The sequence below is a fragment of the Paraburkholderia hiiakae genome, from assembly GCF_904848665.1.
Classification (GTDB): Bacteria; Pseudomonadota; Gammaproteobacteria; order Burkholderiales; family Burkholderiaceae; genus Paraburkholderia; species Paraburkholderia hiiakae.
The window spans coordinates 216380-241853 of the sequence record NZ_CAJHCQ010000006.1; the positions used below are offsets into that span (position 1 = coordinate 216380).

A 25474-nucleotide genomic window follows, 5' to 3' on the forward strand; every position below is an offset into this window, starting at 1 on the left:
CCAGCTTGGTTTAACGTTACATCATCCGATTGCAAAAAAAGGCCGTGAGGCCTGTCTGGAGGTAACCGCATTGATCGTTTGAACGGACTCTACGCCGGTTTTTTGGCGCGCGCAATAGGTCTTCCACCGGGGGGCGAGTTGACAACTGCCCGCTGCATCGATTGAATGTTGCGACACGCATCCTTTTCCTCCCGATTCGAAAGGCCCACCATGAGCAGTAAGCAATTCACTCCGACAGTCACGATCAGAGACGTGGCAGAAGACGCCGGCGTCTCGGTCATGACAGTCTCGAATGTGCTGCGTGGTCGGGGACGAGTAGGAGAGGAAACGCGACTGCGCGTGCTCGAGGCCGTCGAGAGACAAGGCTATCGCCCGAATTTGACAGCACGGGCGCTCGTCGAGCGAAAGGCTCCAACGCTCGCGTTGATGCTTAGCTGCATCACGAACCCCTTCTATCCGGAGTTCACGCTTGCAGCGAACCTGGCGGCGCTCAAGCATGAACGCCATCTGCTTGTGTGCAACACCGATCACGAGCCAGATCGCGGCACGAGCTTTCTGCAACAGGTCGCGGGTTCGCTATCGGACGGGGTTCTGGTCGCGAACTACGGAGAGTTGCCAGTCGAGGAACTGAAAGCGCTACAGAAGCGAGGCGTCCCCGTTGTCATATCGGTGTGGGAGCTTCCTGATGAGCCGCCAGGAATTCCGTGCGTAACCTTCGATTCCAAAGGCGCCGCGAGACTTGCCGTGGAACACCTGATCGACTTGGGACATCGGCGCATCGGGGCGATCATTGGTAGCCCGAAGAACGGCATCCATCGAGCCCGCTTTGCCGGCTACCAGGAGGTCATCCGGGAAGCCAGAATTCGTCGGCTCGCGGCCGACGAGCGATTCACGGAGGACTCGTTTGATGACGGTTATCAGGCAGCGACGGACTTGCTAACCTCCCGCCCGGATTTGACGGCGATATTCGTATCTAACGACCTTCCCGCTCTCGGCGTGTTGAATGCGGCATCAGATCTAGGGTACTCAGTTCCAGGAGACCTCTCGGTCGTCAGTATCACGGACATCGTACCGGCGAGACAATCGCGGCCCGGTTTGACGACCGTGGCTATCCCGACCACTGAGTTGGCGGAAAAAGGGATTGGACTGCTTGTCGATCTCATGAATGGACGAGCCTCTCAGACGGCGGTAATTCGCACTTCGGCACCCAGGCTCATTGTTCGAGGCTCGACGGCGGCGCCTTCGGACGTGTGATCGGCCGGAGTGCTCGCGCACGCCAGCCTTTGTCGAATGTGCCACGACGGGCGCGCGCCAACCGGAAGGACTCGGCGTCGAGAGTGAAACATATAGCTTTCGATTCGCGCCGAAGCAAGGGCAATGCAACGCGCAAGCGCTAGTGGGAAAAGCTTGGCCAACGGGCAATGGCGGGCCTAGCGAGCGCACAGTGCATAACGATCAGTGGATTTGAGCCCAGTGGAGCTGGCTATGGGTTCTGGTCGAGCCAATCTACGATGTTGCGTACCGAATCGCCATAGAACGTCTCGTACAACTCACGCGTCACATAACCGATATGCGGGGTGGCAAGCACGTTGTCCAGTGTGCGCAACGGGTGGTTCGGATCGAGCGGCTCGGTATCGTAGACGTCGACTGCCGCGCCCGCGATCTGCCCGCTCTTGAGCGCGGCAATCAGTGCCGTGGTATCGACAATCGGTCCGCGCGACGTATTGACGATACGGCTCGTCGACTTCATTTTCGCAAGCTCTGCCGCGCCGACCAGATCTCGCGTCCGATCGCTCAGCCGAAGGTGGATCGAAAGTATGTCGGACGTTGCAAACAGCGTGTCCTTGTCCACCCGCTGTACGCCTTTCGACTCGGCGCGCTCAACGGTCAGGTTCTGGCTCCATGCAATCACGTTCATCCTGAATGCACGGCCAATCACGCCGACCGCCGACCCGATGTGGCCAAGCCCCAGAATGCCGAGCGTCTTGCCAGCCAGTTGCGTTCCAAGGGTGCGCTGCCAACCCCCTTCGCGCAACGACCGGTTTTCCCCCGGAATATTGCGGGCCATCGCCAGGATCAAAGCCCAGGCCATTTCGATGGTCGGTGTGGACGAGTATCCGGTGTGCGCGACCTTGATGCCGCGCTCAGCGGCCGCGTCGGTGTCGATTGACGCATTGACCGGGCCCGTCGAGGCAATCAGCTTGAGATTGGGAAGTTGCTCGATGATCGCGCGCGTCAGTGGCGTTCTTTCGCGCATCACACATAACACATCAAATGGCTTCAGGCGTTCAATGATCTGCGCGTCTTCCGCCACGTGGTCGTTGAAAACGGTGATCTGCGCACGGCCCTTCAGTGGGGACCAGTCGGCCGCGTCGAGCGCGACGTTCTGGTAGTCGTCGAGAATGCCAATTCGGATAGGGGACGGGCTAGACATGGGTTCCTCCAGAAAAACGGGGGAGGCCTGCCGGCAGGACCGCTTCAATCGAACGCAACCCCGCGGCGGTTTCGTCAGACATTAAAACTGGCCGGACAGCAAGTGCCCTGCATTCGTGGAAAGATAATCATCTTCCCGGAAACGCTCGCCTTCAAGAATGAACGTCACAACTGCGGACTCGAGTGCCGAAACGGTGATAAATCGGCGCCAATCACGCGCCCGAAAGCAGCGCACCCGCTTGAGGGACGACAGGTTCAAGCTTGAGGCGAACAAGCACCCCACGGGCGGTGCAAACCGCCGTTGAGACCGTTCGAATTCCAAGCGTGTCTTCAATGCGTTGAATCGCTGGCAGCGACGGCATTCCGCACCATCCGTATTCAGGCGGCGGACATCGTCGACCAGCTTCAAAGGATCGCGCAATCCACCTGCACATTGGCTGCGCGTGTTCATCATGGCATTTGCCAAGGTCAGCGAAGAGTTCGTGCTCTTCAAGGCAGACATCGTCAACCGCGATGGACATGAACATACTGGATTGAGGCGAAATGCGTCACACCGCGACGTTTCAGGAAAAAAATCGATGAAACCAGATATCGAGTCTCTTAGGATTTTCGTTGCCGTAATCGAAAAAAGCACTTGAGTCGAAACGGCTCGCGAGCGCGGAGATGCGCGTGTCCCACTGAAGCTCGGGTTTTGCGTACGTCGGGATTTTGATTGGACGCTTTACTGCTTCGAGCGAGACGCCCAGGTAGCGTTCGCGGCAGCACGGGCGCGGTTCTCGCTTTTATGCAAGCCGGCGATCTGGCGGGTCGCAATCTGTATCGCCAGGCGGTTGGCGCGGTCAGCAGTCGCGGGCGTTGCTCGCGGTCTGCCGGCAGACGCGTGTGCTTTGACATTGCCACTCATTTAGCTGGCAGATGCTTTTATATTGCACTTGATGATTTGGTCCGTGTCACAACTAATCGTGCTTCAGACGACGGACTCGAGATCTCGATGATAGTGAAGGAACTGAACCCGGAAAGTCGTGAATTTGTCAGGCGTTGGGTGATAGCGAGGTGCGAACAATTGGGACTCGAGCGGTAAGCTGCTGGCCTCACGTAACATGGGGAAGCAGCTAACTCCAGATTTAAAGTTTTATAGTTCCTGGTCGGGGAACCATTAATCTTTAACTTGGGCAGAAGATAAGTGCCGATTCTTCCTCTTTTGTGCCTGATCCTGGAACTAGTTTGAATGAGCAGTCACCAGTTAAGTCCGTAGTCTCGTTGAAAGGTACATTACTTACTTCAGCTGGCGGAATGCTCTGGACTGCCACGGCGATGCAGACGTTAGGCGCCTGCGATCGCAGGCGCCTTTTGCGCCCAGTGGAGCTGGCTACGGATTCTGGTCGAGCCAACCGGTGATGTTTCGTACCGAATCGCCATAGAACGTCTCGTACATCTCACGCGTCACATAACCGATATGAGGGGTGGCAAGCACGTTGTCCAATGTGCGCAACGGGTGGGTCGGATCGAGCGGCTCAGTATCGTAGACGTCGATTGCCGCTCCCGCGATCTGCCCGCTTTTCAGCGCGCCAATCAGTGCTGCGGTATCGATAATCGGCCCGCGCGACGTATTGACGATGCGGCTCGTCGACTTCATCTTTGCAAGCTCTGCCGCGCCGACCAGCCCTAGCGTCCGGTCGCTCAGCCGAACGTGGATCGAAAGTATGTCGGACGTTGCAAACAGCGTGTCCTTGTCCACCCGCTGGACACCTTTGGACTCCGCGCGCTCGACCGTCAGGTTCTGGCTCCATGCGATGACATTCATCCTGAACGCACGGCCGATCACGCCAACCGCCGACCCGATGTGGCCAAGCCCCAGAAGGCCGAGCGTCTTGCCAGCCAGTTGCGTGCCAAGCGCGCGCTGCCAGCCGCCTTCGCGCAACGACTGGTTCTCCACCGGAATGTTGCGGGCCATTGCCAGGATCAAAGCCCAGGCCATTTCGATGGTCGGTGTTGAGGAGTATCCGGTGTGGGCGATCTTTATGCCGCGCTCGGCGGCCGCGTCGGTGTCGATCGATGCGTTGGCCGGGCCCGTCGAGGCAATCAGCTTGAGATTGGGAAGTTGCTCGATGATCGCGCGCGTCAGTGGCGTTCGTTCGCGCATGACGCAGAGCACGTCAAAGGGCTTCAGGCGTGCAATGATCTGCGCGGTTTCCGCCACATGGTCGTTGAAAACGGTGATCTCCGCACGGCCCTTCAGTGGAGACCAGTCGGCCACGTCGAGCGCGACGTTCTGGTAGTCGTCGAGAATGCCAATTCGGATAGGGGACGGGCTGGACATGTGTTCCTCCAGAAGTGCCGGGGAAGGCCTGCCCGCAGGACCGCTTCAATCGAAAGCAACCCTGCGGCGGCTTTGTCAAAATTAAAACTGGCCGGACAGCAAGTGCCCTGCATTTGGCGCCTGAGCCCGAAGGCCGAGCGTCTTGAGAATCCGATAGACCGTCGCGACCGATGCGGAGAGGACCGGCTTGCCCAGCATGTCCTCGACCGGCTGGATCGCGGGCAGGGACGGCATCTGCACACAGGCCGACAGGACCACGGCATCCGCTGCACTCACGTCGAGGCGCTTGACGTGTTCGAGCAGATTCATGGGATCGAGACGGCCGACTTCAAGATTATCGGACACTTCGAGGCTGAGCGAATCCGTGACTTCGATGTCTTCGCTCTCGATGTAGTTCGCGACCTGCTGGGTGAGCGGCTTCATGTACGGCGTGAGGATCGCGACCTTGCGGAATCCCATGGCCTTGATGCCTTCGCACAGGGCGCCGGCGGAACTGACGATCGGCGTGCGTGCGTGGTTGTCCTCGGTCACCTGGCCGAGGCGCTTCTCCGACAGCCTGTGATATCCGGGTCCCTGGCACATGATCGCCACGAGACAGGCATAAGCCAGCACGTCGCAACGAGCGTCGCTGAGTTCCTGCGCGCAGCGGTCGCTCTGTACGTCCATTTTCTTCAATTCCTCAGGCGTCACGTGCATCATCCGCATCCGAGCCGAATGGAAAGTGAAACGGTCGTCGGGAAACAGTGCCTGTCGTGCGTTGAGCATCGCAGGAATTTCCGTTTCCATCGTCGTATTGGAACTCGGCACGATCTGGCCGATACGGTAATTCGTCATGTTGAAATCCAGTGGATGAAAGAATGGGGCAGGTCAGTTGCCGCTCGTCAGTTCCGCGCCGCGCGTCTCTTTGAGCGCGAAGACGAGAATGGCGGCACAGATATAGGTTAGAGAGGCGAGACAATAGGTCTGCGTAAAGCCGATCACCGGCGCCAGCGCGGGAACCAGCTTGATGCCTGCGATAGCGCCAACGCGGCCGAAGTTGAAACAGAATCCCGCCGCAGTCGAACGCAGGCTGGTCGGGAAAAGCTCGGCATACCAGGCGCCAAAGCCGCTGAAGTACCCAGTAAAGAAGCCGAGCAAGGCAGACAGCCCTCCGAGCATCGTGATGTTGGCGGCGGTCCAGGCGAGTTTCCCGTCGTGCAAGGGGATGGCGCGTGCGCCGCAGGCGAAAAGCGGAATGGCCACGGCGATGCCGCCGAAGAAAAGCGCAAAGGCCCGGCGTCGCCCGATCCGTTCGGCGAGCACGCCGAACAGCAGATAGCCCGCCGTCGCGCCGACTCCAGTCCATACGAGGAATACTGGCGCCTGGTCTATGCGGACGTTCAGTACGCTTTGCAGGTAGGCTGGCGTAAAGGTCATGATGATCCAGTAGCCGTACATGCCAAGGATCGAAACGGAAAGCGCAAGCAGCGTCGTCTTGAGCAGTCCCGGCTGGAAGATCTGCAACAGGCCACTTCTGTTGGCGTTCGCGCGCAGGAAGTGCCGATTCGCAAGCCAGACCGGCGATTCCTTGACGAAGGCGAAGATCACGAGCGCGACGGCATACGCCGGAATCGCGGCGACGATGAAGAGGCGCCTCCACGAACCCGGGTCAGACGGATCGAGCAGGGTCCACGCGAAAATGGCAGCCAGCAGACTGCCACCGGACCACCCCGTCTGCATCAGCGCCATCGCACGTGCGCGACCTGACGCCGGCCACACTTCACCGACGAGCGCGACGGCGGCCGACCACAGCCCGCCCACGCCAATCCCTACTACGAAGCGGCAAAGTCCGAGTTCCGGCACATCGCGGGCGAAGCCGCACAGCAACGTGCCGGTCGCGTAGGTCAGCACCGAGATAAGCAGGGTCGTCTTTCGTCCAACCCGGTCGGAGAGGTTGCCGAGCAGGAAGCCGCCAATGCCCGTCGCCAGCAAAAACCACGCTGCGGTCGATACCACGCTTGAGAGCGATGCTGAGAACGTGTGTGAGACAGAGAGGATGACGAAGCTGAAAATCGCTGCGTCGACGGCGTCGAACAACCACGCACCCCACGCTCCGCCAAGCGTCGAGTAACGGAGAAATCTCGACGTGGGCACCGCTGTGGCCTCCGCCGGGCTATGCACTGCTTCTACCGCACCATTGATCGTCACTGTCTCGCTCCGGGACTGCCCAGTCCATGTGCGGGTGTTCCACGCGGCGGCCGGGCCTGTTGTCGATGCGATTCCTCGTCGAAGGACAAGGAATCAGTCCGTGTAGCGTAGAAGTCGCGTTGGCGCATGTACATCGACCATTTGCGAGCCCGTCATCGCGAAATGCGATGGCGGCCCGGGCAGATTCAAGCGCACGGAGGCAGGAGCGGCGGCGGTGGACGGCTCACGCACATCGACAGGGTTGCGACCCCATCACCGCAAATTGCGAAGGCATGTGGACCGTTCAAACGTCCGCACGCAGATGGTCGAAGAAGAGACGTGCGGAGGGTGACAGTGCATCGAGGCGGCGCACGCAGATCGACAGTTCGCGGTCCGCCCAAGGCTCATCCAGATCCAGTGCGCGCGCACCGGAGAGCCGATAGTTTTCGGCAATGCCTGCAGGCAGGATCCCTATCCCGACGCCGCATTCGACCATCCGGCAGAGCGCGTCATAGGACGCCACCTCGACGCGCGAGCGCAGTGATTTTCCCAGTCGCCCCGCAGCCGTTAGCATCTGCAATCGCAAATGTGTTCCGCTGCGCAGCACGACATGCTCGTAATCCAGCGTGTCGGCGAACGTCACGGACGGGTGGACTGCCAGCGCATGATCGTCCGGGACCAGCACCTTCAACCGGTCAGTGCGGAAAGGATAGACCTCGATATCAGCGCTGTACGGCAGACTCGTGAAGATGCCGATGTCCGCCACGTTTGCCGCGACACCCTCGGTGATGGCAAGGCTCTCACGCTCCTGCAACTGGAGATTCACACCGGGATGTGTCGCGGTAAAGGATCGGATGATGGGCGGCAGGAATGTCGATACGGCGGAAATATTCACGAGCACACGCACGAGTCCGCGACGACCGTCTGAATATTCCGCCATGCGCACGGCGATGTCGTCGAGACTGTCCAGCAGATCGCGCGCCAGTACGGCGAGATTGGCGCCAGCCGCGGTTGGCGTCATGCCTTTGTTGGTCCGCACGAGCAGTTGCGCGCCGAGTGCGTGCTCGAGTTCGCTAAGACGTCGGCTCACCGCCGCCGGCGCGATGTGCTCGCGCGTGGCCACGCTCGCGATCGTGCCTGTCTCGACGACCCGCACGAACAATTTCAAGGAAAGTGGATCCAGCTTCAATGCCACACCCTACCTGCAACCAACCGTGTGTCCCGCGCGCGCTGGCCGGTTGCTCATACCCTCGCCGCCGCGATGCCCTAAAAGGCTCGCATCGACACTGTATCCCGGAAGTCCGGTCGGCATCGGCGGCGCCCGGCATTATCCGAATTCGTTGCATGACGCATTCGCATTGTGCGGCTTTTCGACGGGGCGCCGCGCTTCTATACTTCGGCGCGAGTGAAATGCTCATTGTGTTCGTAGGCTCGACTCCATCGAAAGGGAAATCGTATGAAATCACGCCAGCTGGGAAAAAGCGGTCTGAACGTGTCCGCAATTGGCCTGGGCTGCATGGGCCTGAGTTCCATCTACGATCCTCCCGTGGATAAAGCGGTGGGAATTCAACTGATCCGCAAGGCGTTCGAAAAGGGCATCACGTTTTTCGACACAGCGGAGATCTACGGTCCATTCACCAACGAGCGTCTCGTTGGTGAAGCGGTCGCGCCGTTTCGCGATCAGGTTGTGCTCGCAAGCAAATTCGGCTTTGGTTTCAAGGACGGGGGAGCAAACCGGGCGCTCGATAGCCGCCCGGAAAATATTCGTGCGGTGGCCCATGCATCGCTCAAGCGCCTCGCAACCGATCGAATCGATCTGTTTTATCAGCATCGTGTGGATCCCGATGTGCCGATCGAGGACGTTGCCGGGACCGTAAGGGATCTGATCGCGGAAGGAAAGGTCAAGCACTTTGGCCTCTCGGAAGCCGGCGAGCAGTCGATTCGTCGCGCGCATGCGGTACAGCCCGTGACGGCGTTGCAAAGCGAATATTCGCTGTGGTGGCGTGAGCCCGAATCCAAGGTTTTTCAGGTGCTCGAAGAACTGGGTATTGGGTTCGTACCATATAGTCCGCTCGGCCGTGGCTTCCTTGGCGGCGCGATCGACGCCCAGACGCAGTTTGGCGCAGGCGATTTTCGCAACGGTCTTCCGCGCTTTTCGCAAGAGAACCGCAAGGCCAATGCCGGGCTCGTCGAACTGCTCGGCACGATTGCCGCCGCGAAAGGCGCGACGCGAGCGCAGATTGCGCTCGCGTGGCTGCTTGCGCAACAGCCGTGGATCGTACCGATTCCGGGCACCACCAAGCTCTCGCGGCTCGGCGAGAACATCGGTGCGCAGGCGATTTCGCTCAGCGACGACGAACTCGCAACCATCCATGCCGCGATTTCCGCCGTCAAGATCGTGGGTGAGCGTTATCCGGCCCATTTGCAGCAACACGTTGACGGCTAACGCTGCGCCTCGGGTTCCGCAGTGCCCGCTACGGCCGCCGGCTCGGCGTGCTCAGGCGAATCGGGCAGCGGCTGGTGCCTCGTTTCCTTGAGCCCGGCGATCGCGATGAGCGACACGAGGGCCGACACGACGATCGACGCCGAGATGGCAACCGTGCTGTGCGTCCATGCGACGAGCGCCGCGGCCAGAAAAGTCGCCGGGCCCGAAAAGAGCGCTGCCGAAAGATGGTAGGCGACGGATAAGCCGCTGTAACGTACCGTCGTATCGAATGCCTCGGAAAAGAAGCTGGCCTGTACGCTATAGGTCGCGCCGTGACCGATCGTGATGGCAAGAATCATCGCGAGTGTGATGAGCGCCGGGGAGCCCGTTTGCAGCAGCCAGAAGAACGGATACGCGACGGCGCCGAGCCACAACGCTCCCGCTGCATACACCGGTTTCCTGCCGTAACGGTCCGATAGGAGCCCGAACAATGGCTGGGCGAACACGTTGAGCGCCGCTGCGGCCATGACCGCGACAAGCGGCACGCGAATGGGAACCCCGACGTCGTGGGTCAGATACGAAAGCGACCACGTCGAATAAATGTAAAAGCCAACGTTCAGCGCCGCTGGCGCGAGAATGACGAGCAGCAGTGTGCGGCGGTAATTTCTCCACAACGTCACGAGAGGGGCGCGCGATACGTGTTGCGCGCTGTGGGCGCGTTTGAACGCAGGCGTCTCTGCGATATTGAGCCGGATATAGAGGCCGATGGCGACCATGACAGCGCTCAGCAGGAACGGCAGGCGCCACCCCCACGCGAGAAACTGCGCTTGCGGCAACTGCGCGAACAGATACAGCGATGTCGTGCCGAGCAGCATGCCTAGCGGGTTGCCCATTTGCGGAATGGCGGCGTAGAGCCCTCTCCGGTTCTCGGGCGCATATTCCACAGCCATCGTTGTCGCGCCGCCGTATTCGCCCCCCACCGCGAAGCCCTGCAGCAGGCGCAAAAACACGAGCGTAATCGGCGCCGCGACGCCAATCGAACGCCAGGTAGGCAGCAGGCCGATCAGGAATGTGCCGATGCCCATCACGAGGATGGATACCGCGAGCATGCTCTTGCGCCCCAACCGGTCGCCGAAATGACCGAATATCGCCGCACCTAGCGGCCGCACGATGAGCGTGACGCCGAAGACGGCGAACACGGCCATCGAGCCGGCCATTTGCGAGAAGTTCGGAAAGAAGAGCTTCTCGAACACCAGCGCAGACGCCGTTCCGTACAGGAAATAGTCGTACCACTCGGTTGCCGTGCCGATCGCCACTTTGCCCGCGGTCTTGGCCTTTTGTTTGTCGTACATGGTGTCCCCTCCATTTGCTATGTCGCTATGTCGATGTCACGCAGCCACTGTATGTGCGAGTCGACATGCCCGCGACGGGCACACATCGAATACGGCATTCGAGAATTTCGAATAAAGAGCGCGCCCGAACTCACCAGGATTTTCTAAAAGGCCTTTCACTGCCTATGCGTGTACGTCGAGCGCCAACGTGCGCAATCATCCTCACCAACACTGGAGGAGGTGAACATGGAAGCATGTGACGTGGTGGTGATAGGGGGTGGCAATGCGGCGCTGTGCGCGGCGTTGTCGGCGCGTCAGGCCGGCGCGCGCGTCACGCTGCTGGAAAGGGCGCCCCATGCGCAGCGCGGCGGGAATTCGGCGTTTACCGGCGGCGCGTTCCGCGTGGCCTATGAAGGCGTGAACGATCTGCTCGAAATCCTGCCCGACTTGCAGGCGGCCGAACTGGACAGTACGGACTTCGGTACCTATCCCGCGACGCAGTTCTTCGATGAAGCGGTTTCGATGAGCGGCTATCGGGCGGACAGCAACGTGCTGGAGCACGTCGTCGACGAGAGTCTGGCGACGATGAAGTGGCTGCGCGCAAACGGCGTGCGGTTTGCGCCCATCTATGGACGTCAGTCCTTTCGCATCGACGGGAAGCACAGGTTCTGGGGCGGCCTGACCGTCGAGGTGTCGGGAGGCGGCTATGCACTGGTCCAGACGCTCTTCGAGCGTGTCGAAGCCGCTGGGGTGCAGGTTCAGTACGAATCGCGCGCGACAGACCTTGCGCGCGACGCAGATGGCTGGATCGTCAACGTGCGCACAAGGGACGGCGAGCAACGCCTGCGCGCGGCGGCCGTCGTGCTCGCCACCGGCGGCTTTCACGCCAACCTTGCATGGCGCGCCCAATACCTCGGCCCGAACTGGGACCTCGCACGCGTGCGAGGCTCGCGCTACAACACCGGCGACGGCATCGACATGGCGTTGCGCGCGGGAGCGGTCGCCCATGGCAACTGGAGCGGTTGTCACGCTGTCTTTTACGACCTCAATGCGCCGCCGTTCGGCGATATCGCGTTACTCAACCAGCAGAAAAATTACTTCACGCTCGGGATCGTCGTGAACGCCGAAGGGCGGCGTTTCGTCGACGAAGGCCGCGATTTTCGCAACTACACCTACTCGGGCATGGGCGCGCGCGCGCTTGCTCAACCAGGCGGTGTCGCATGGCAGATTTTCGATGCGAAGACAGTCGATCTCTTGCCCGACGAATATCGCGTGAAGCACACCACGCGCATCACCGCCGATTCACTCGAGGCGCTCGCCGCCAAACTCGACGGTATCGACACGACGGCGTTTCTCGAGACCGTCCGTACGTTCAACGCCGCGATTGACGACAGCGTCGCGTTCAATCCTGCCGTACTGGATGCCCGCGCGACGAAGGGCATCGAGCCGCCGAAATCGAACTGGGCGCTCGCGCTCGATACCGCGCCGTTTGTCGCCTACGCCGTGACCTGCGGCATCACCTTCACGTATGGCGGCGTGAAGGTCAACGTTCACGGCCAGGTGCTCGACGAGAACGACGCACCGCTGCCCGCGCTCTACGCCGCAGGCGAGATGGTGGGAGGGCTTTATTACGTGAAGTATGCGGGCGGTATTGGACTTACGGCAGGCTCGGTGATCGGTCGTGCGGCGGGTGCACATGCCGCGCGAGCGGTATCTGGCGAAAGCGACTAGCCAAGGCTCAGGGGGCACGGATGGAACATGCGTTGAAGGGCAAAGTCGCGCTGGTGACGGGCGGCAGCGGGTCGATCGGCGCGGCTGTCGTCGAAAGGCTCGCGCTGGCGGGCGCGCACGTGATAAGCGCCGACCGGGTGATGGATCGCCAGCGCGAAGCGCGCGAGGGCGTGGTGCAGGTCGCTCTCGATGTGAGCGCGAGCGGCGAAATCAGGCGGCTCGTGGCGGCGATTGCCGAGCGCCATGGCACGCTCGACATCCTTGTGAATGCCGCGGGCGTGGTGTCGTTCGGCAGTGCCGCCACGCTGGACGAGCGCGAATGGGATCGGGTTCTCGACATCAATCTGAAAGCGGTGTTTCTCGCCTGCCAGGCCGCGATGGAACCCATGAAGGCGAATGGCTTTGGCCGCATCGTCAACATCGGCTCCGTGGTGGGAAAGAACGCGGGGAACGCACGGCCATGGCTCGATGTCTGCGAGCAGACGCGCGCGGCCAATGTGGCGTATGGCGTATCGAAGGCGGGTGTCCACATGCTCACGCTCTTTCTTGCGAAAGAGCTTGCGGCGCACGGCGTGACGGTCAACGCCGTCGCGCCTGGCCCGATCGCCACCGCGATGACCACAGCGTTTCCTGAAGCGCTGCGCACCTTGATTCCGGCAGGACGGATGGGGCAGCCCGACGACGTGGCGCGTGCCGTGCTCTTTCTTTGCGCGCCCGACAATGGTTTCGTGACGGGCGAGATTTTCGACATTAACGGTGGAGTGTACTGTGATTAACGAGGAGAAACACGCTGTGAGCAAGACGGTCTATCTCGTGCTCGATATGCAAAACGATCTCGTCCATGCGGACGGCGCAAATGGGGCAAGCCCGCTCGGCGAGCAGGTTCGCCAGCGCGACATCATCACCCGCACGGCACACGCGCTCGAGCGAGCGCGTGCGGCGAGCGCGCTCGTTGGTTTCGTGCGCGTGGGATTCAGCGCGCACTATCAGGAGTGTCCGCCGAACTCTCCCGTGTTTTCGGGGGCGCCCAAGGCGGGCCTCTTTCAGCTAGGGACGTGGGGCACGGACATTCATTCCGGGCTACCCGTGCGCGATGCCGATCTGCAGATCGTCAAGCATCGCGTGAGTCCGTTCTATTCGACGACGCTCGAAGCGCAGTTACGCGCGCAGGGCGTCACGCGGATCGTCTGTTCGGGGGTTTCGACACAGGCCGTCGTACAGGCGACGGTGCGCGATGCGCATGACCGTGACTACGAGATCGTCGTACTCGAGGATTGCTGCGCCGCGTATTCGGCGCAGGAGCATCAGAACTCGATCGAAAGCATCCGGCGCTTTTGTCGCGTCGAAACCTCGGAGAGCATTGCGTTCGGCTAGACCCGCGCGCTCATTATTTACGCTGTATGGAAACGACATCATGGGTATTCGCATCTGGCATCAGAGTTTCACCGTGCTTTCCGACCTTGGCGCCTACAACGACGCGCTCAACGCACACTTTCGCGTGATCGCGCGGCCCGACACCGAGATCGTCTTGCACGGTATGGCACCCGGCACGTATCGCAGCCACTATCCCGGCGACGATATCAAGTACGCAACGCTGCAATATCTGCATGGATTGCAGTTCCTGGCGGCGGGCGTGCGTGCAGAGAGCGAAGGTTTCGACGCGTACGCCATCAGCACACTGCCTGAGCCCGCGTTGCGCGAGACGCGCGCGGCGCTCGACATCCCGGTGGTCGGCTACGGCGAATCGGCGATGCTGCGCGCTTGCCAGCTCGGGCGCCGCTTTGGCGTGCTGGTATTCATCAGCGAGCTTGCTGAGCTGGTGGCGGAGAACGCGCGGCGGCACGGGCTTGCAGAGCGGTTTGCGGGTGCACGCTACGTCGGCTTCCGGTTTGCCGATGTGCTCGAAGCGTTCGACGACCCGACACGGCTGATCGAAATCTTCCGGGCAAGCGCGCGCCGACTCATCCAGCATGGGGCCGAAGTCATCATTGCGGGCGAAGCGCCGTTGAACGTGCTGCTCGCACGCAACGGCGTGCGCGAAGTCGATGGCGTGCCGATCGTCGATTCGCTCGCGGCCTGGGTCAAGGACGCGGAAGCGCTCGTCGATCTGCGTCGCGCAGGCGGATCTGGAGCCTGTCGGCGTGGCTATTTTTCGGGCCGGCCGGAAAAGGCGCGCCTGCGGGAAGTGCTGGCTTTTTACGGGCTCGATAGTTTGCCGTCGAGCTGACATGGCCTGTGTAATAAAGGGAGACGCGGATTGAAGATTCTGGTTGCAGTGAAGCGCGTGGTGGACGCCAACGTAAAGGTAGGTGTGAAATCCGATGGAACGGGCGTCGATGTCGCTAACGTGAAGTTTTCGATGAATCCGTTCGATGAAATCGCTGTGGAGGAAGCGGTGCGGTTAAAGGAGGCGGGCGTGGCGACTGAGGTGATCGCAGTTTCGTGTGGCGTTTCGCAGGCACAGGAAACGTTGCGCACGGCGCTTGCGATCGGCGCGGATCGCGCGGTGCTCGTGGAGTCCGCGGTTGACTTGCAGCCTTTGGCTGTCGCGAAGCTTTTGAAGGCACTCGTCGATAAAGAGCAACCTTCTTTGGTCATTCTCGGCAAACAGGCCATCGACGACGACTCGAACCAGACCGGCCAGATGCTCGCCGCGCTGGCTGGATTGCCGCAGGCCACGTTTGCTTCAAAGGTTGTGGTGGCGGACGGCAAGGCTACCGTGTCGCGCGAAGTGGATGGTGGCGGCCAAACACTGTTGCTGCCGCTGCCCGCAGTGGTCACGACGGACTTGCGCCTGAACGAGCCGCGCTACGTCACGCTGCCGAACATCATGAAGGCGAAGAAGAAGCCGCTGGAGACGCTCAAGCCGGAAGACCTCGGCGTTGACGTCGCGCCGCGTCTGAAGACGCTGAAGGTTTTCGAGCCGCCGAAGCGAACGGCCGGCGTGAAGGTGCCGGACGTGAAGACGCTGGCCGAGAAGCTGAAGACCGAAGCCAAGGTGCTGTAAGGAGCGAGACGAAAATGACGAATCTGGTTATTGCTGAACACGACAATCACTCGATCAAGGCTGCGACGCTGAACACCGTCGCAGCAGCACAAAAGATTGGCGGCGACGTGCACGTGCTGGTCGCGGGCCACAACGCCCAGGCCGCAGCGGATGCAGCCGCGAAGATCGCCGGCGTTGCAAAGGTGCTGCTCGCCGACGCGCCGCAACTCGAGCAGGGTCTTGCAGAGAACGTCGAAGCGACGGTAATTGCGATCGCGAAGAACTACTCGCACATCCTCGCTCCGGCCACGGCAGCGGGGAAGAACGTTACGCCGCGCATCGCCGCGAAGCTCGATGTTGCGCAGATCAGCGACATCACCGCTGTGGATGCGCCGGACACGTTCGAGCGTCCGATCTATGCGGGCAACGTCATCGCGACGGTTCAGTCTCAAGATCCCGTCAAGGTCATCACGGTCCGCACGACGGCATTCGATGCCGTTGCAGCAGAAGGCGGCAGTGCGCTAGTGGAGAAGATTGAAGCAGCAGCCGATAGCGGCCTCACGCAGTTCGTGAGCCGTGAAGTCACGAAGCTCGACCGCCCGGAACTCACGAGCGCGAAGATCATCGTCTCGGGTGGTCGGGGTCTGGGCAGCGGCGAGAACTACACGAAGGTTCTGGAGCCGCTAGCCGACAAGTTCAATGCAGCGCTCGGCGCCTCGCGTGCAGCAGTCGATGCTGGCTACGTGCCGAACGACTACCAGGTCGGCCAGACCGGCAAGATTGTCGCACCGCAACTGTATGTGGCTGTCGGCATCTCGGGCGCGATCCAGCATCTGGCCGGCATGAAGGACTCGAAGGTGATCGTCGCAATCAACAAGGACGAAGAAGCACCGATTTTCAGCGTGGCCGATTACGGCCTCGTGGGCGACCTGTTCACAGCCGTTCCGGAACTCGCCGCCGCGCTACCCTGACACCAGGCTGCCACGCGTCATCAATGCCAAAAGGCGCCTTCAGTCAGGCGCCTTTTTTACGCTTTCACTCAGCGACCGCGCTGTACCGCAACGCGCTCGCGATGATCGGGACGGCATTGCGGTCCGACCACTTCCAGCATGAAGTCGCTGAATACCTTGAGTTTCGGCGAGACGAAGCTCGATTTTGCTGACACGAGATGAAACACGCGCCCGCCGTGGTTCCAGGCGTCGAACGCACGGACGAGGGTGTCGTCCGAGAGTTCCCGGCGCACGAAAACATCGAGCACGCAGACGAGACCCAGTCCCGCGCACGCCGCGTTCACGAGTGCATCGGAGCTGTTGAGCGACAATCTGCCTTCCGGCGATACGATGATCTCGTCACCTTCGCGTGAGAACAGCCATGGTTGGGGCGTCGGTCGGCCTTCAGGAAGCAGTCCCAGGCATTGCGCGGGATCGAGATCGGCCGGAGACGCCTCGCGAACGGAATCGACGACATGGGGGCGTCCGCAGACAACATAGCTCGCGGAATAAAGTGGTCGTGCTACCAGTTCCGTATCCTCGACGGCGTCGATGCGAATGGCCAGATCAATACCTCGGGCGATCAGCGCATGCGGCTGATTAGTCAGGTTGACGTTGACGGAGAGCGCAGGGTAGCGCGCAAGAAATGAGGGCAGCGCCGGCAGCAGCAGCGCGTGCCCGATGGCAATGGGCGCCTCCACGGTGAGCGAGCCGCGCACTTGCGCGTGCGCTTGCGCGGCTTCTTCCTCTGCGGCAAGTACGCCCTCCAGCAGCGTCTTGCAGCGCAGGTAGAAGCGCTCGCCGGCGTTGGTGAGACGCAAATGCCGGGTGTTGCGCTGCAAAAGCGTGACGCCCAGATGCTTCTCGAGATTGCGCACGCAGGACGTCACGGTTGCGTTTGCAAGGTCCAGCGATTCGGCGGCGCGCGAGAAACTGCCGCGTTCGCTCACGCGCACGAACACTTCCATGGCCCAAAGTCTGTCCATGCTACCTCGTTAGCTCATCGATACAGGGCGAATCGCCGTCAACGCGAGGCGATCGTTTCGCCGGCCAGCTTGCCAAAAACCAGGCCCTTGAGCACCGAGGTCGCGCCCGTGTAGTTGCCGTAGTACATGCCAATCGTCTCTCCCGCGGCATAGAGGCCCGAGATCGGCGCGCCGTCCGTATTCAATACGCGGGCGGCAGCGTCCACTTTCAGGCCGCCGAACGTAAATACGTTCGCGGAGATAATCGGATAAGCGAAGAACGGGGCACGGTCGAGCGGCAACGCCCAGTTCGATTTGCGGGGTTCGACGCCATGCGTGGCGAGACCGTCGGCGACGAGCGGATCGTAGTGGCCTTCGAGGCAAGCGGCGTTATAGGCGGTTACCGTAGCCGCAAGCGCAGCGCCCGGTATACCGAGCTGCATTGCCAGCGCCTCGAGCGTCGGTGCTTCAATGGCGGGCTGATCGGTTCGGATTGCCAGGCGATAGTTCGGAATGTCCTTTACGCGCTGATCGAGGATCACATAGGCGATCCCCTCATCCTGCTCGTAAATACGGCGTGTGACACGTTCATACCAGGCATCGACCGTGCCGGGGGCCTCGTCGGTGAACCGCTGGCCACGTCGGTTGACGAGAATGCCGTACGGAAACACGAAAATGGACGGTTCCGAAACCCCCGAGCGCGGATCGACCGGCTCAGCGTGGTAGCTGCCGAACTCGCCGCTCGGCGCGGCGCCGGCGCGCAGTGCCATCGCGATGCCTTCGCCTTTGTTGAAGTAGCCTCCCTTGCATACCGGACGCAAGTAGACCGAGCGTGGGCCGAGATACTGCGCAAGCATCTCGGGATTGCCCTCGAAGCCGCCACTCGCGAGTACGACGGCGCCGGCGTAGCGACGACGTCCAGCGCCACGCTTCCACGCCGTGAGCCCAACGACTGATCCATGAGTATCGATGATGAGGTCGCGCGCCGTGCACTCGTAATGGAAGGTGACGCCGAGGGCTTCTGCCTGCGCGGCCAGCGTCTCGATCATTGCCTCGCCGCCGCCTACCGGCAACAAGCGCGGTTGAGAACGCGTGAGGAACTGCGTGGGCAGGAAGTCGAAGCGCACGCCCATGTCGCGAAGCCACTGCACGGATCGCGGCACGAGAGCCGCGAACGTGGAGAGTACGTCAGCGTCCGCGAGTGCCAGCGACGCAGTGGTTTGCGACCATGATGAACGGTCGAGCGCCATTTCGGCCATCAGGTCAGGGTCCGCGTAGCGGCTCGCGTTTTCCCCGAGGTGATCTTCGAAGTCGTCGGAAACTTCGTCGAGCGATTTCATGCGGAGATAGGCCTCCGTATAACGGCTCTGGCCACCACGATGCATGCGTGTCGCGCGCTCGAGCACGCAAACGTTCAAGCCGCGCTGCGCCGCGCTCACGGCCGCCGAAAGCCCCGCCACCCCACAACCTGCTACCACCACGTCAAAATTTTCGTCCATGATCGCGTTCTCGCTGGTGAAGACATGAACGCAGAATACTGGGCGCGCGGGAGCGGGAATAGCGTCCTGCATCGAATGCCGCTTTCGATAAAGACGAATAATGCGTGGGATGCGGAGCGCTTGTCTTTACTGCTCTACGAGATGCGGAACGATTTCCACGCCGAGCAGTTCGAACATATCCCGAAGCCCAGCAAGAGGAAATTGTTCCGACTGCGTGGCGATGCAAACCGTGGTGCCGCTCCCAGACGTGGTATGCGGGCTCAGACGAGGCACCAGCGCATTGGCAGGATCAAGAAAGACCATGTCCGGCGCGGCGCGCTCAAAGAAAGGCAACAGCCAGGGCAAGTGAGTCGATGAGAGCGTGCAGGTGTCCAGCCCGGGCAGTTCACTGCGGAGGCGATCGATGAAATCATTCACCTCGCGCTGCGTGCCCGACGGGTCGGACAGAAAAGTGCCATCCTCGACACGTTGGACGAGTGGCGAGCCGTTGACCACCTCGACACGTCGGCCGCCGCTTTCTCGTGCAATATAGGCTTGAATCTCGTGGCTTTGAACAAGCGATTGCACCCCCAGTACCGCAACGACGCCTGAGCGAGACACGCCGAGCGCCTGCGCAACGGGCGGATAGATGCCTAGGACCGGGACGGACTGTGTCTTCTCAACTTCATCGAGTACCATCACCGACGGTGCATTCGAGGCGAGTACCACAGCGGCTGCGCCAAACCGGGCCAATGTCTCGATCGCGGCACTGACGCAATCCGCGAGTTCGCTGTGCGATTTGGCGCCGTAAGGAAAGCTGGCGCGGTCTGCCAAGTACAAGATATCCTGCTGCGGAAAACAGCGCCGGATAACCTCAACGATCGCGTAACTGCCAATTCCCGCGTCGAAGACGCCAATAGGTTTGTGAAGATTGAATTGCATCGATTATGTCGTTCGATTGAGTTACCGCGTATTTTTGAAGTCCGATATCCGGCGAGAAAGGGCCGGTTCGGAAGCGGCACGCTCAGGCAATGGCTGAGGCCACGGGGAGTATAAAGGAGAAACTGGCACCCCCATGAGCGGACGCATTGCTTGCCGATATGTGGCCGCCATGTGCCTCGATGATGGATCGGCATATGGGCAAGCCCATACCCATCCCGGTGTTCTTGGTCGTAAAGAAGCTTTCGAACAGGCTGCCCAGATATCCGGGAGCGATGCCCGGACCACTGTCCTCGACTGCGCAAGACACGGTGCCGACATCTTGCGTAAAGACCCGGATGGTGATCTCACGCCGTTCGCTTTGCGAATGCTCCATTGCCTGTATGGCATTGACCGCGAGGTTCACGATCACTTGCTGCAACTGGACGCGGTCAGCGAGCAGTTGCGGCGTTCCGGCAGCAACCTCGCGCGTCACCGTGACGTGCTGCGACTGTATTTCGTGGCGCAAAAATATCAGCGCCCCGTCGATAATTTCATCGAGCGACACCAGCGTGCGCTCGGGCCCGCGCCGAACCGCCATCGCGCGAATTCGACCAATAATGTCCGCAGCGCGCCGGGTTGCTGCGATGCTACGTGTGGTGGCTGCGCGGGCCTCCAGCATGTCGGGTACCGGCCGATCCAGCCAGCGTAGCGCCGCTTCGCCATTGAGGGAGATAGAGGCCAGCGGCTGCTTCAATTCGTGAGCGATCGACGCAGTCAGTTCGCCGAGCATCGAAATGCGGGCGGCGTGAGCAAAGTCCGCCTGCACCCGCTGCAGCATTTCATGTGCGCGAATACGCTCAGTCATATCGACCAGACTGATCACTGCGATGCCCAGATCCTCGTTTCGCCTGGGACGTGCAATGGTAAGCAGTACATCGATTGTCCGCCCGTCCAGGGTCGGCAGTTTGGTCACTTCCTGGAAAAAAATTTCGCCGTTATACCGGCTGATCAGTGCACGTCGGAATGTGGCGGGGCTCTCTCGCCAGATCCATGTCAGCGGACCGAGCAACTCGTGTCGGTCGCGCGCACCGAACATTTGCACTGCGTGATGATTGACATCTTCGAGTACAAGACTCTCACTCGCGCGCGCAAGCCATTCGGGATGGTCATCGATGTAGGCCGCCAGATTTTCCACTCCGTGTAAGCGCAACTCGGACAGCAAGGCGATCAACGCTTGCGCCCCAGTTTGCCATAGCCCAACGGGTACTTCGCTGAAAAGATGACGGTAGCGATGCTCGCTGCGCTGGAGTTCCGCGTACAGCCGCGCGTTCTCCAATGAAATTGCAGCTTGTGACGCCAAAAGTCTGAGTACGGCGATTCGTGCCGGCGTGAAGACGTGCGGTGTCAGCGTGTTTTCGAGGTACAGGACACCAATCAGCTTTGCCTGTTTGATCAAGGGCAGGCAGAGCACCGATCGGCACGCTTCACGCCGGAGGTACTCATCGCCCGAGAACGGACTGGAATGCCTGGCGTCGTCCAGGAGAAGATTGTCTTCGGTTCGAATGACGTATCGCAGGATGGACTCGGGGAGTTCCGCGGGCACTATCTGCGTGTGGGGCATTCGAATCTCAACCGATTCACGCTTTGTTGTCGCTTCGGCCTCGATCCATAGCTCGTCGGCCCGAGGCAGGATCAGTGCGCCCCGGTCCGCGCCCGCGTGCTCCAGCGCAAGAACCATCAGTGTGTGAATCAATTTGTCCAGGCCGGTTTCACTGAATACGGCTTGCGACATTCTGGTGACCGTACCAAGTTCCAGGTGTTCGATTGAAGTCGTGATGGTGCTTTCAGAGCGAGGCGACGTTTCCTGAGACAGTTGCGTGTGGGTCTCATCCAGTTGACGGACTTTGCCGTGAGCGCCCCAGCGCGCGTAGCAAGACCGGGCTTCGCGAAGATAGTTGTTCGCGATCGTCGCGAAACCGCGCTGCGCATAGGAGCGCGCGGCAAGCTCATTGGCGAGCGCCTGATTCTGGATGAAACCGTTCTCGCGACTAGATCGTATGGCCTCCTCATAGAGAGACACTGCGTCGGCGTTACGGCCCTCGATGCGCGCGACCTCCGCCAGAACGAGCGCTTCCCGGTTGCGAAAATTTTCGGGGCAACTGCCGCTCCAAAGCTCGAACTTCTTGAGTTTTACCTCAAGTATCTGCCGGTATGCGCGCTGTTGAGCCGGCGATGCCGTTGGATAGACTGCCGTTAGGGTAAGCGCATGATAGAAGTGATAGGTCGCCTCGATCGGCAGGCTCATCGTAGCAGCGGGAAGCATCGGCTCGACTCGCGCGGCGCAGTCCAGCGCTTCCGCATAATCGCCCCGCAAATACGCGAGTATTTGCTTCATGATGTGATAGAAGGCTACGCCGCAGCCGAACGTCGCCTTGACGATCGTGGCAAAGCTGGCCGCTTCATCGAACGCACTATCGCCCATGCCGAGCGGGTTCGTTGACTGGCCCTGCAGGCCGGCGATAAATTGCTGTTCGAGCCGTATCGTCTCGAAGACCGCATCGTTATGACTCTGCCGGGCGAATGCTGCATATTTCACTGATCGTGCCAGCACGTCGCCGAGCGAATCTCCCTTTTCTATTAAATGCCAAATAGTCTCGAATGCGAGGAAACCGCCGTAAACGAAGTCGCCCACTTCAAGGCAAGCTTCAAAGGCTCGCTCAAGAATCGGCAGGCCCGTCGCGAAGTGATGCCGCCAGAAATTGATGTGGTCCCCGTGCAGGTGAAGCAACGTTCCTCGAAGGCGAGCATTGCCGATTTTTTCGTTCAGCTGCAGTGACATTTCGGAAAACTGAAATGCGGATGCGATGTCGCCGTGCACCGAAACCAGCATGACGGAATAGACGCCATACGCAAAACTCGACTGGTCCGTATTTCCGTGCAACAACGAAAGGTTAACGGCCTTCAGGGTGACGAGCGGATAAAAGGCCGGTTGCCCCATATACACACAAGGAATGGCCTCGCTGAGCAGGTTGATGATCGCCTGCATCGCTGGATCCGCTGCCATCGGTGCGTCGAGCAACTGGACCGTGGAGCGTCCTGCCAGATTGTTCGGGACAGCGCGCAACTCTGCCTCGACTGCGATCTGAATCTCCGCTTCGGTCTCGGGAAGGGGCAGGCCGAGTTCCCGGAGCGCCCCGAGTGCTACGGCGAACCCTTCGGAGTATTTACTCGCCACCTGGTACAGCTTCATCCGCAAACTGTAGACCTTGGCTCGATCGAGCTTGCTGCGTGCCTGGCTCAGGATTATCTCGAAGAGAGCGTCCGCCTCGGCAAAGCTTCCGACCAGATATTCGCACTCGGAGAGTTCGAGATAGAGGTCGAGCGTCTCCCGGTATCGTTGCGTCCACGCATCGGTCGATAGCAGCGCAGTGGCTTGTGCGAAGTGGCCGCGAGCGGCGGAATAAGCGGTTGTATGTTTGGCGCGCTTGCCCGCCGTAACGTTCAACTCGACCACCTGATCGCGTTCGTCCTGCGTCGTAATGAGCGCGACGCCGCGATTGAGATGGTTCACGATGTCAAAGATGCCTTCGTCGAGCAATTCGTGTGGCGTCTGCGATGCGATCAATCTGCCAATCCGGAGGTGCTCGGCGGCGCGATCGCCCTCGGGGAGCAACGCGTAGGCTGCTTCGTGCACGCGGTCGTGGGTGAACTTATAGGCGCTCTCCGTACGGAACACGAGCCCCGCTTTCACGGCTTCCCACAATTGCGCGTGGATCTTGTCCTCAGATTCGCCTTGAATCTGAGTGAGTGTGGAAACTTCGGCAATGTTCCCCAGGCAGGCAAGTTGCTTTAACGCATTCTGGGTCGCGGCGGACTGATGGCTCAGCTTTTCCGCCACGAGATCGACCACGTTTTCGGTAATGCCCTTGTTACAGATGCGGGGCAGGTCCCAGATCCATTTGGCCGCGCCGCGGTCGAACGCGAGCAGTTGCTCCTCAGTGAGTGCCTTGAGAAACTGAATCGCGAAGAATGGATTGCCGTCCGTCTTTTGATGGACCAGATGCGCCAGTGGCTGAGCAGTCGCGAGGTCACAGCGAAGCGAATCGGCTACCAGCCTTCCGATGTTGTGAGGTGTGAGAGGAGCAAGCACCGTTGTCGCGGGGTGGACGCCTGCCCGGCGGATCATTTCGAGCGTTCGCATGAGCGGATGCGCGGGACCGACCTCGTTGTCGCGATACGCACCAACCAGCAGCAGGTACCGCACTTCTGGATGCGTCGCGACATGCGCGATCAGATCGAGCGTCGCTACATCCAGCCATTGCAGATCGTCGACGAATAAGGCAAGGGGATGTTCCGGCCGCGCGAATACGCCGAGGAATCGGCGGAATACGAACTGAAAACGACTCTGCGCCTCCCGAGGCAGGAGAGTGGGGACGGGTGGTTGCTCGCCAATGATGAGAGACAGTTCCGGGATGAGGTTTACTATCAGCTCGCCATTGGAGCCCACGGCTTCCATGAGCCGGCGTCGCCAGCGGTCAATCTCCTCTTCGCTTTTGCCCAGGAGTTCGTGAACGAGAGATTGAAAGGCGGCAGCCAGCGTCGAGTAGGGAATATCACGCTTGTATTGATCGACCTTGCCGGTTGCGAAAAGACCGCGCGGCGGGACCAGCACCTTGTGCAACTCGTTGACGACCGAAGACTTGCCAATGCCGGCATACCCGGAAATGAGGACCATTTCCGTCGCGCCGCTAGCTATGACTCGATCAAATGCCTCAATAAGCGCTTTGATCTGTGCCTCGCGTCCGTAGAGTCGTTCGGGGATCAGCAGTCGATCGGACGCGTCGTGCTCACCTGTTGAAAATGGTTCTATCCGGTGGTACTTCTCCCATTCATCGAGACATCTCTGAAGGTCGGCTTCGACGCCTGCCGCCGTCTGGTAGCGGTCCTCGGCGTTTTTGGTGAGGAGTTTCAGCACGATACGCTCGATCGGCGCTGGAATTCCGCCGACGCGCCCGCCCGGTGGCGGCGGCTTCCGGGCAATATGGCAATGGATCCATTCCATGGGATCCGAAGCCGCGAAAGGCAGCGTTCCGGTGAGCATTTCATACAGCGTTACGCCAAGCGAATAAAGATCGCTTCGGGCGTCGATCGACCGGTTCATCCGGCCCGTTTGCTCTGGCGCCATGTAAGCAAACGTACCCGCGATAATTTCCGGCGGCGCGGGCGCCTGGCGCTCCTGTGGCAGCTGGGATGCAATGCCGAAGCCGGTCAGGCGCACGCTGCTGTCGCTGTGGACGAGCACATTTGCCGGCTTGATATCTTTATGGACGAGCCCACGCTGGTGAATCTGGCCGACCGCGATCGCGAGGTTGACCGCAAGATGCAGAAAGTGCGTGAGTTCCAGTGGACGGCCCATGGCGCGATCCAGGGGCTCGCAACCAGCATCGTCGAGGACGAGCGCCGGCAGGTCGTTATGGCGGCCGAGCGCCAGCGGTCGGGCTGCCCAGCGGGAATCAAGAACTGGCGCCAATGCATATTCGTGCTTGAGGCGCGAGAGGCTTCTGGCCGCTGGGCGTGCCGCGACGAGCATCAACACTGAGACGGAGGAGCCGGGGGGCTTCGCGCGATACAACGAGAAGTCTTCATCGTCGCGCAGCCACCTTAGCTCGTATCCGTTGAGATCGATATCGTCCATGACATCTCGCTGCGTACTCGCTTGTGGGCCTGAT

19 protein-coding genes are annotated in these 25474 nt (G+C 60.7%); 8 read left to right on the forward strand and 11 right to left on the reverse strand.

The genetic code is table 11. The features are described 5' to 3' along the window. Positions 1 to 210: 210 nt before the first annotated feature. Positions 211 to 1254 (forward strand): LacI family DNA-binding transcriptional regulator, encoded by a 1044-nt coding sequence (locus JMY28_RS14075; protein WP_201696545.1) that lies wholly within the window; start codon positions 211 to 213, stop codon positions 1252 to 1254. A gap of 229 nt (positions 1255 to 1483) precedes the next feature. Here JMY28_RS14075 and JMY28_RS14080 read toward each other — a convergent pair whose 3' ends face one another. The 6 genes from JMY28_RS14080 to JMY28_RS14105 all read right to left on the reverse strand — a co-directional run bounded on the left by JMY28_RS14080 (position 1484) and on the right by JMY28_RS14105 (position 8087). Further along, positions 1484 to 2434 (reverse strand): D-2-hydroxyacid dehydrogenase family protein, encoded by a 951-nt coding sequence (locus tag JMY28_RS14080; protein ID WP_201696676.1) that lies wholly within the window; start codon positions 2432 to 2434, stop codon positions 1484 to 1486. Between the two features lie 81 nt (positions 2435 to 2515). Continuing rightward, positions 2516 to 2926, reverse strand: a complete 411-nt coding sequence (locus JMY28_RS38915; protein WP_236596856.1) for a hypothetical protein — start codon at positions 2924 to 2926, stop codon at positions 2516 to 2518. A gap of 876 nt (positions 2927 to 3802) precedes the next feature. Next, positions 3803 to 4753, reverse strand: coding sequence for a D-2-hydroxyacid dehydrogenase family protein (locus JMY28_RS14090; RefSeq protein WP_201696546.1), 951 nt, complete (start codon positions 4751 to 4753; stop codon positions 3803 to 3805). Between the two features lie 81 nt (positions 4754 to 4834). Further along, positions 4835 to 5587 (reverse strand): maleate cis-trans isomerase family protein, encoded by a 753-nt coding sequence (locus JMY28_RS14095; protein WP_201696547.1) that lies wholly within the window; start codon positions 5585 to 5587, stop codon positions 4835 to 4837. 33 nt (positions 5588 to 5620) lie between these two features. After that, positions 5621 to 6940, reverse strand: a complete 1320-nt coding sequence (locus JMY28_RS14100; protein ID WP_236596857.1) for an MFS transporter — start codon at positions 6938 to 6940, stop codon at positions 5621 to 5623. 283 nt (positions 6941 to 7223) lie between these two features. Continuing rightward, positions 7224 to 8087: a LysR family transcriptional regulator gene (locus JMY28_RS14105; RefSeq protein WP_236596858.1), complete on the reverse strand. Its 864-nt coding sequence runs from the start codon at positions 8085 to 8087 to the stop codon at positions 7224 to 7226. A gap of 288 nt (positions 8088 to 8375) precedes the next feature. Between JMY28_RS14105 and JMY28_RS14110 the strand changes: the two genes are divergently transcribed. After that, complete coding sequence (locus JMY28_RS14110; RefSeq protein WP_201696549.1) at positions 8376 to 9365, forward strand: aldo/keto reductase; 990 nt, start codon at positions 8376 to 8378, stop codon at positions 9363 to 9365. On the opposite strand, the gene JMY28_RS14115 is transcribed toward JMY28_RS14110, so the two are convergent. Then, the gene (locus JMY28_RS14115) at positions 9362 to 10696 is read right to left on the reverse strand and encodes an MFS transporter (protein ID WP_201696550.1); all 1335 of its coding nucleotides are present in this window, start codon (positions 10694 to 10696) and stop codon (positions 9362 to 9364) included. The two genes, JMY28_RS14110 and JMY28_RS14115, sit on opposite strands and share 4 nt — an antisense overlap. A gap of 225 nt (positions 10697 to 10921) precedes the next feature. Here JMY28_RS14115 and tcuA point away from each other — a divergent pair, with 225 nt between their 5' ends. The 6 genes from tcuA to JMY28_RS14145 are packed head-to-tail and all read left to right on the forward strand — an operon-like array spanning position 10922 to position 16363. Next, on the forward strand, positions 10922 to 12406 hold the full coding sequence (gene tcuA / locus JMY28_RS14120) for an FAD-dependent tricarballylate dehydrogenase TcuA (RefSeq protein ID WP_201696551.1): 1485 nt from the start codon (positions 10922 to 10924) through the stop codon (positions 12404 to 12406). 32 nt (positions 12407 to 12438) lie between these two features. Beyond that, on the forward strand, positions 12439 to 13182 hold the full coding sequence (locus JMY28_RS14125; protein WP_201696552.1) for an SDR family NAD(P)-dependent oxidoreductase: 744 nt from the start codon (positions 12439 to 12441) through the stop codon (positions 13180 to 13182). A 16-nt stretch (positions 13183 to 13198) separates the two neighbouring features. Next, positions 13199 to 13780: an isochorismatase family cysteine hydrolase gene (locus JMY28_RS14130; protein WP_201696553.1), complete on the forward strand. Its 582-nt coding sequence runs from the start codon at positions 13199 to 13201 to the stop codon at positions 13778 to 13780. Positions 13781 to 13820: 40 nt separating this feature from the next. Next, positions 13821 to 14633, forward strand: coding sequence for an aspartate/glutamate racemase family protein (locus JMY28_RS14135; protein WP_201696554.1), 813 nt, complete (start codon positions 13821 to 13823; stop codon positions 14631 to 14633). Between the two features lie 30 nt (positions 14634 to 14663). Then, the gene (locus JMY28_RS14140; RefSeq protein WP_201696555.1) at positions 14664 to 15413 is read left to right on the forward strand and encodes an electron transfer flavoprotein subunit beta/FixA family protein; all 750 of its coding nucleotides are present in this window, start codon (positions 14664 to 14666) and stop codon (positions 15411 to 15413) included. Between the two features lie 14 nt (positions 15414 to 15427). Next, positions 15428 to 16363 carry an electron transfer flavoprotein subunit alpha/FixB family protein gene (locus JMY28_RS14145; protein WP_201696556.1) on the forward strand — a complete coding sequence of 312 codons (936 nt, stop codon included), beginning with the start codon at positions 15428 to 15430 and terminating at the stop codon, positions 16361 to 16363. A 68-nt stretch (positions 16364 to 16431) separates the two neighbouring features. On the opposite strand, the gene JMY28_RS14150 is transcribed toward JMY28_RS14145, so the two are convergent. The 4 genes from JMY28_RS14150 to JMY28_RS14165 all read right to left on the reverse strand — a co-directional run bounded on the left by JMY28_RS14150 (position 16432) and on the right by JMY28_RS14165 (position 25440). Then, the gene (locus JMY28_RS14150; RefSeq protein WP_201696557.1) at positions 16432 to 17367 is read right to left on the reverse strand and encodes a LysR family transcriptional regulator; all 936 of its coding nucleotides are present in this window, start codon (positions 17365 to 17367) and stop codon (positions 16432 to 16434) included. 38 nt (positions 17368 to 17405) lie between these two features. Beyond that, positions 17406 to 18845, reverse strand: a complete 1440-nt coding sequence (locus JMY28_RS14155) for an FAD-dependent oxidoreductase (RefSeq protein WP_201696558.1) — start codon at positions 18843 to 18845, stop codon at positions 17406 to 17408. A gap of 126 nt (positions 18846 to 18971) precedes the next feature. Further along, positions 18972 to 19766: a glutamate racemase gene (locus JMY28_RS14160; RefSeq protein WP_201696559.1), complete on the reverse strand. Its 795-nt coding sequence runs from the start codon at positions 19764 to 19766 to the stop codon at positions 18972 to 18974. Between the two features lie 82 nt (positions 19767 to 19848). Then, complete coding sequence (locus tag JMY28_RS14165; protein ID WP_236596859.1) at positions 19849 to 25440, reverse strand: trifunctional serine/threonine-protein kinase/ATP-binding protein/sensor histidine kinase; 5592 nt, start codon at positions 25438 to 25440, stop codon at positions 19849 to 19851. Positions 25441 to 25474 lie beyond the last annotated feature (34 nt).

Coding starts and splice junctions, on each gene's coding strand:
- JMY28_RS14075 (WP_201696545.1), top strand. CDS start 211: ATGAGCAGTAAGCAATTCACTCCGACAGTCACGATCAGAGACGTGGCA.
- JMY28_RS14080 (WP_201696676.1), bottom strand. CDS start 2,434: ATGTCTAGCCCGTCCCCTATCCGAATTGGCATTCTCGACGACTACCAG.
- JMY28_RS14090 (WP_201696546.1), bottom strand. CDS start 4,753: ATGTCCAGCCCGTCCCCTATCCGAATTGGCATTCTCGACGACTACCAG.
- JMY28_RS14095 (WP_201696547.1), bottom strand. CDS start 5,587: ATGACGAATTACCGTATCGGCCAGATCGTGCCGAGTTCCAATACGACG.
- JMY28_RS14110 (WP_201696549.1), top strand. CDS start 8,376: ATGAAATCACGCCAGCTGGGAAAAAGCGGTCTGAACGTGTCCGCAATT.
- JMY28_RS14115 (WP_201696550.1), bottom strand. CDS start 10,696: ATGTACGACAAACAAAAGGCCAAGACCGCGGGCAAAGTGGCGATCGGC.
- tcuA (WP_201696551.1), top strand. CDS start 10,922: ATGGAAGCATGTGACGTGGTGGTGATAGGGGGTGGCAATGCGGCGCTG.
- JMY28_RS14135 (WP_201696554.1), top strand. CDS start 13,821: ATGGGTATTCGCATCTGGCATCAGAGTTTCACCGTGCTTTCCGACCTT.
- JMY28_RS14145 (WP_201696556.1), top strand. CDS start 15,428: ATGACGAATCTGGTTATTGCTGAACACGACAATCACTCGATCAAGGCT.
- JMY28_RS14150 (WP_201696557.1), bottom strand. CDS start 17,367: ATGGACAGACTTTGGGCCATGGAAGTGTTCGTGCGCGTGAGCGAACGC.
- JMY28_RS14155 (WP_201696558.1), bottom strand. CDS start 18,845: ATGGACGAAAATTTTGACGTGGTGGTAGCAGGTTGTGGGGTGGCGGGG.
- JMY28_RS14160 (WP_201696559.1), bottom strand. CDS start 19,766: ATGCAATTCAATCTTCACAAACCTATTGGCGTCTTCGACGCGGGAATT.
- JMY28_RS14165 (WP_236596859.1), bottom strand. CDS start 25,440: ATGGACGATATCGATCTCAACGGATACGAGCTAAGGTGGCTGCGCGAC.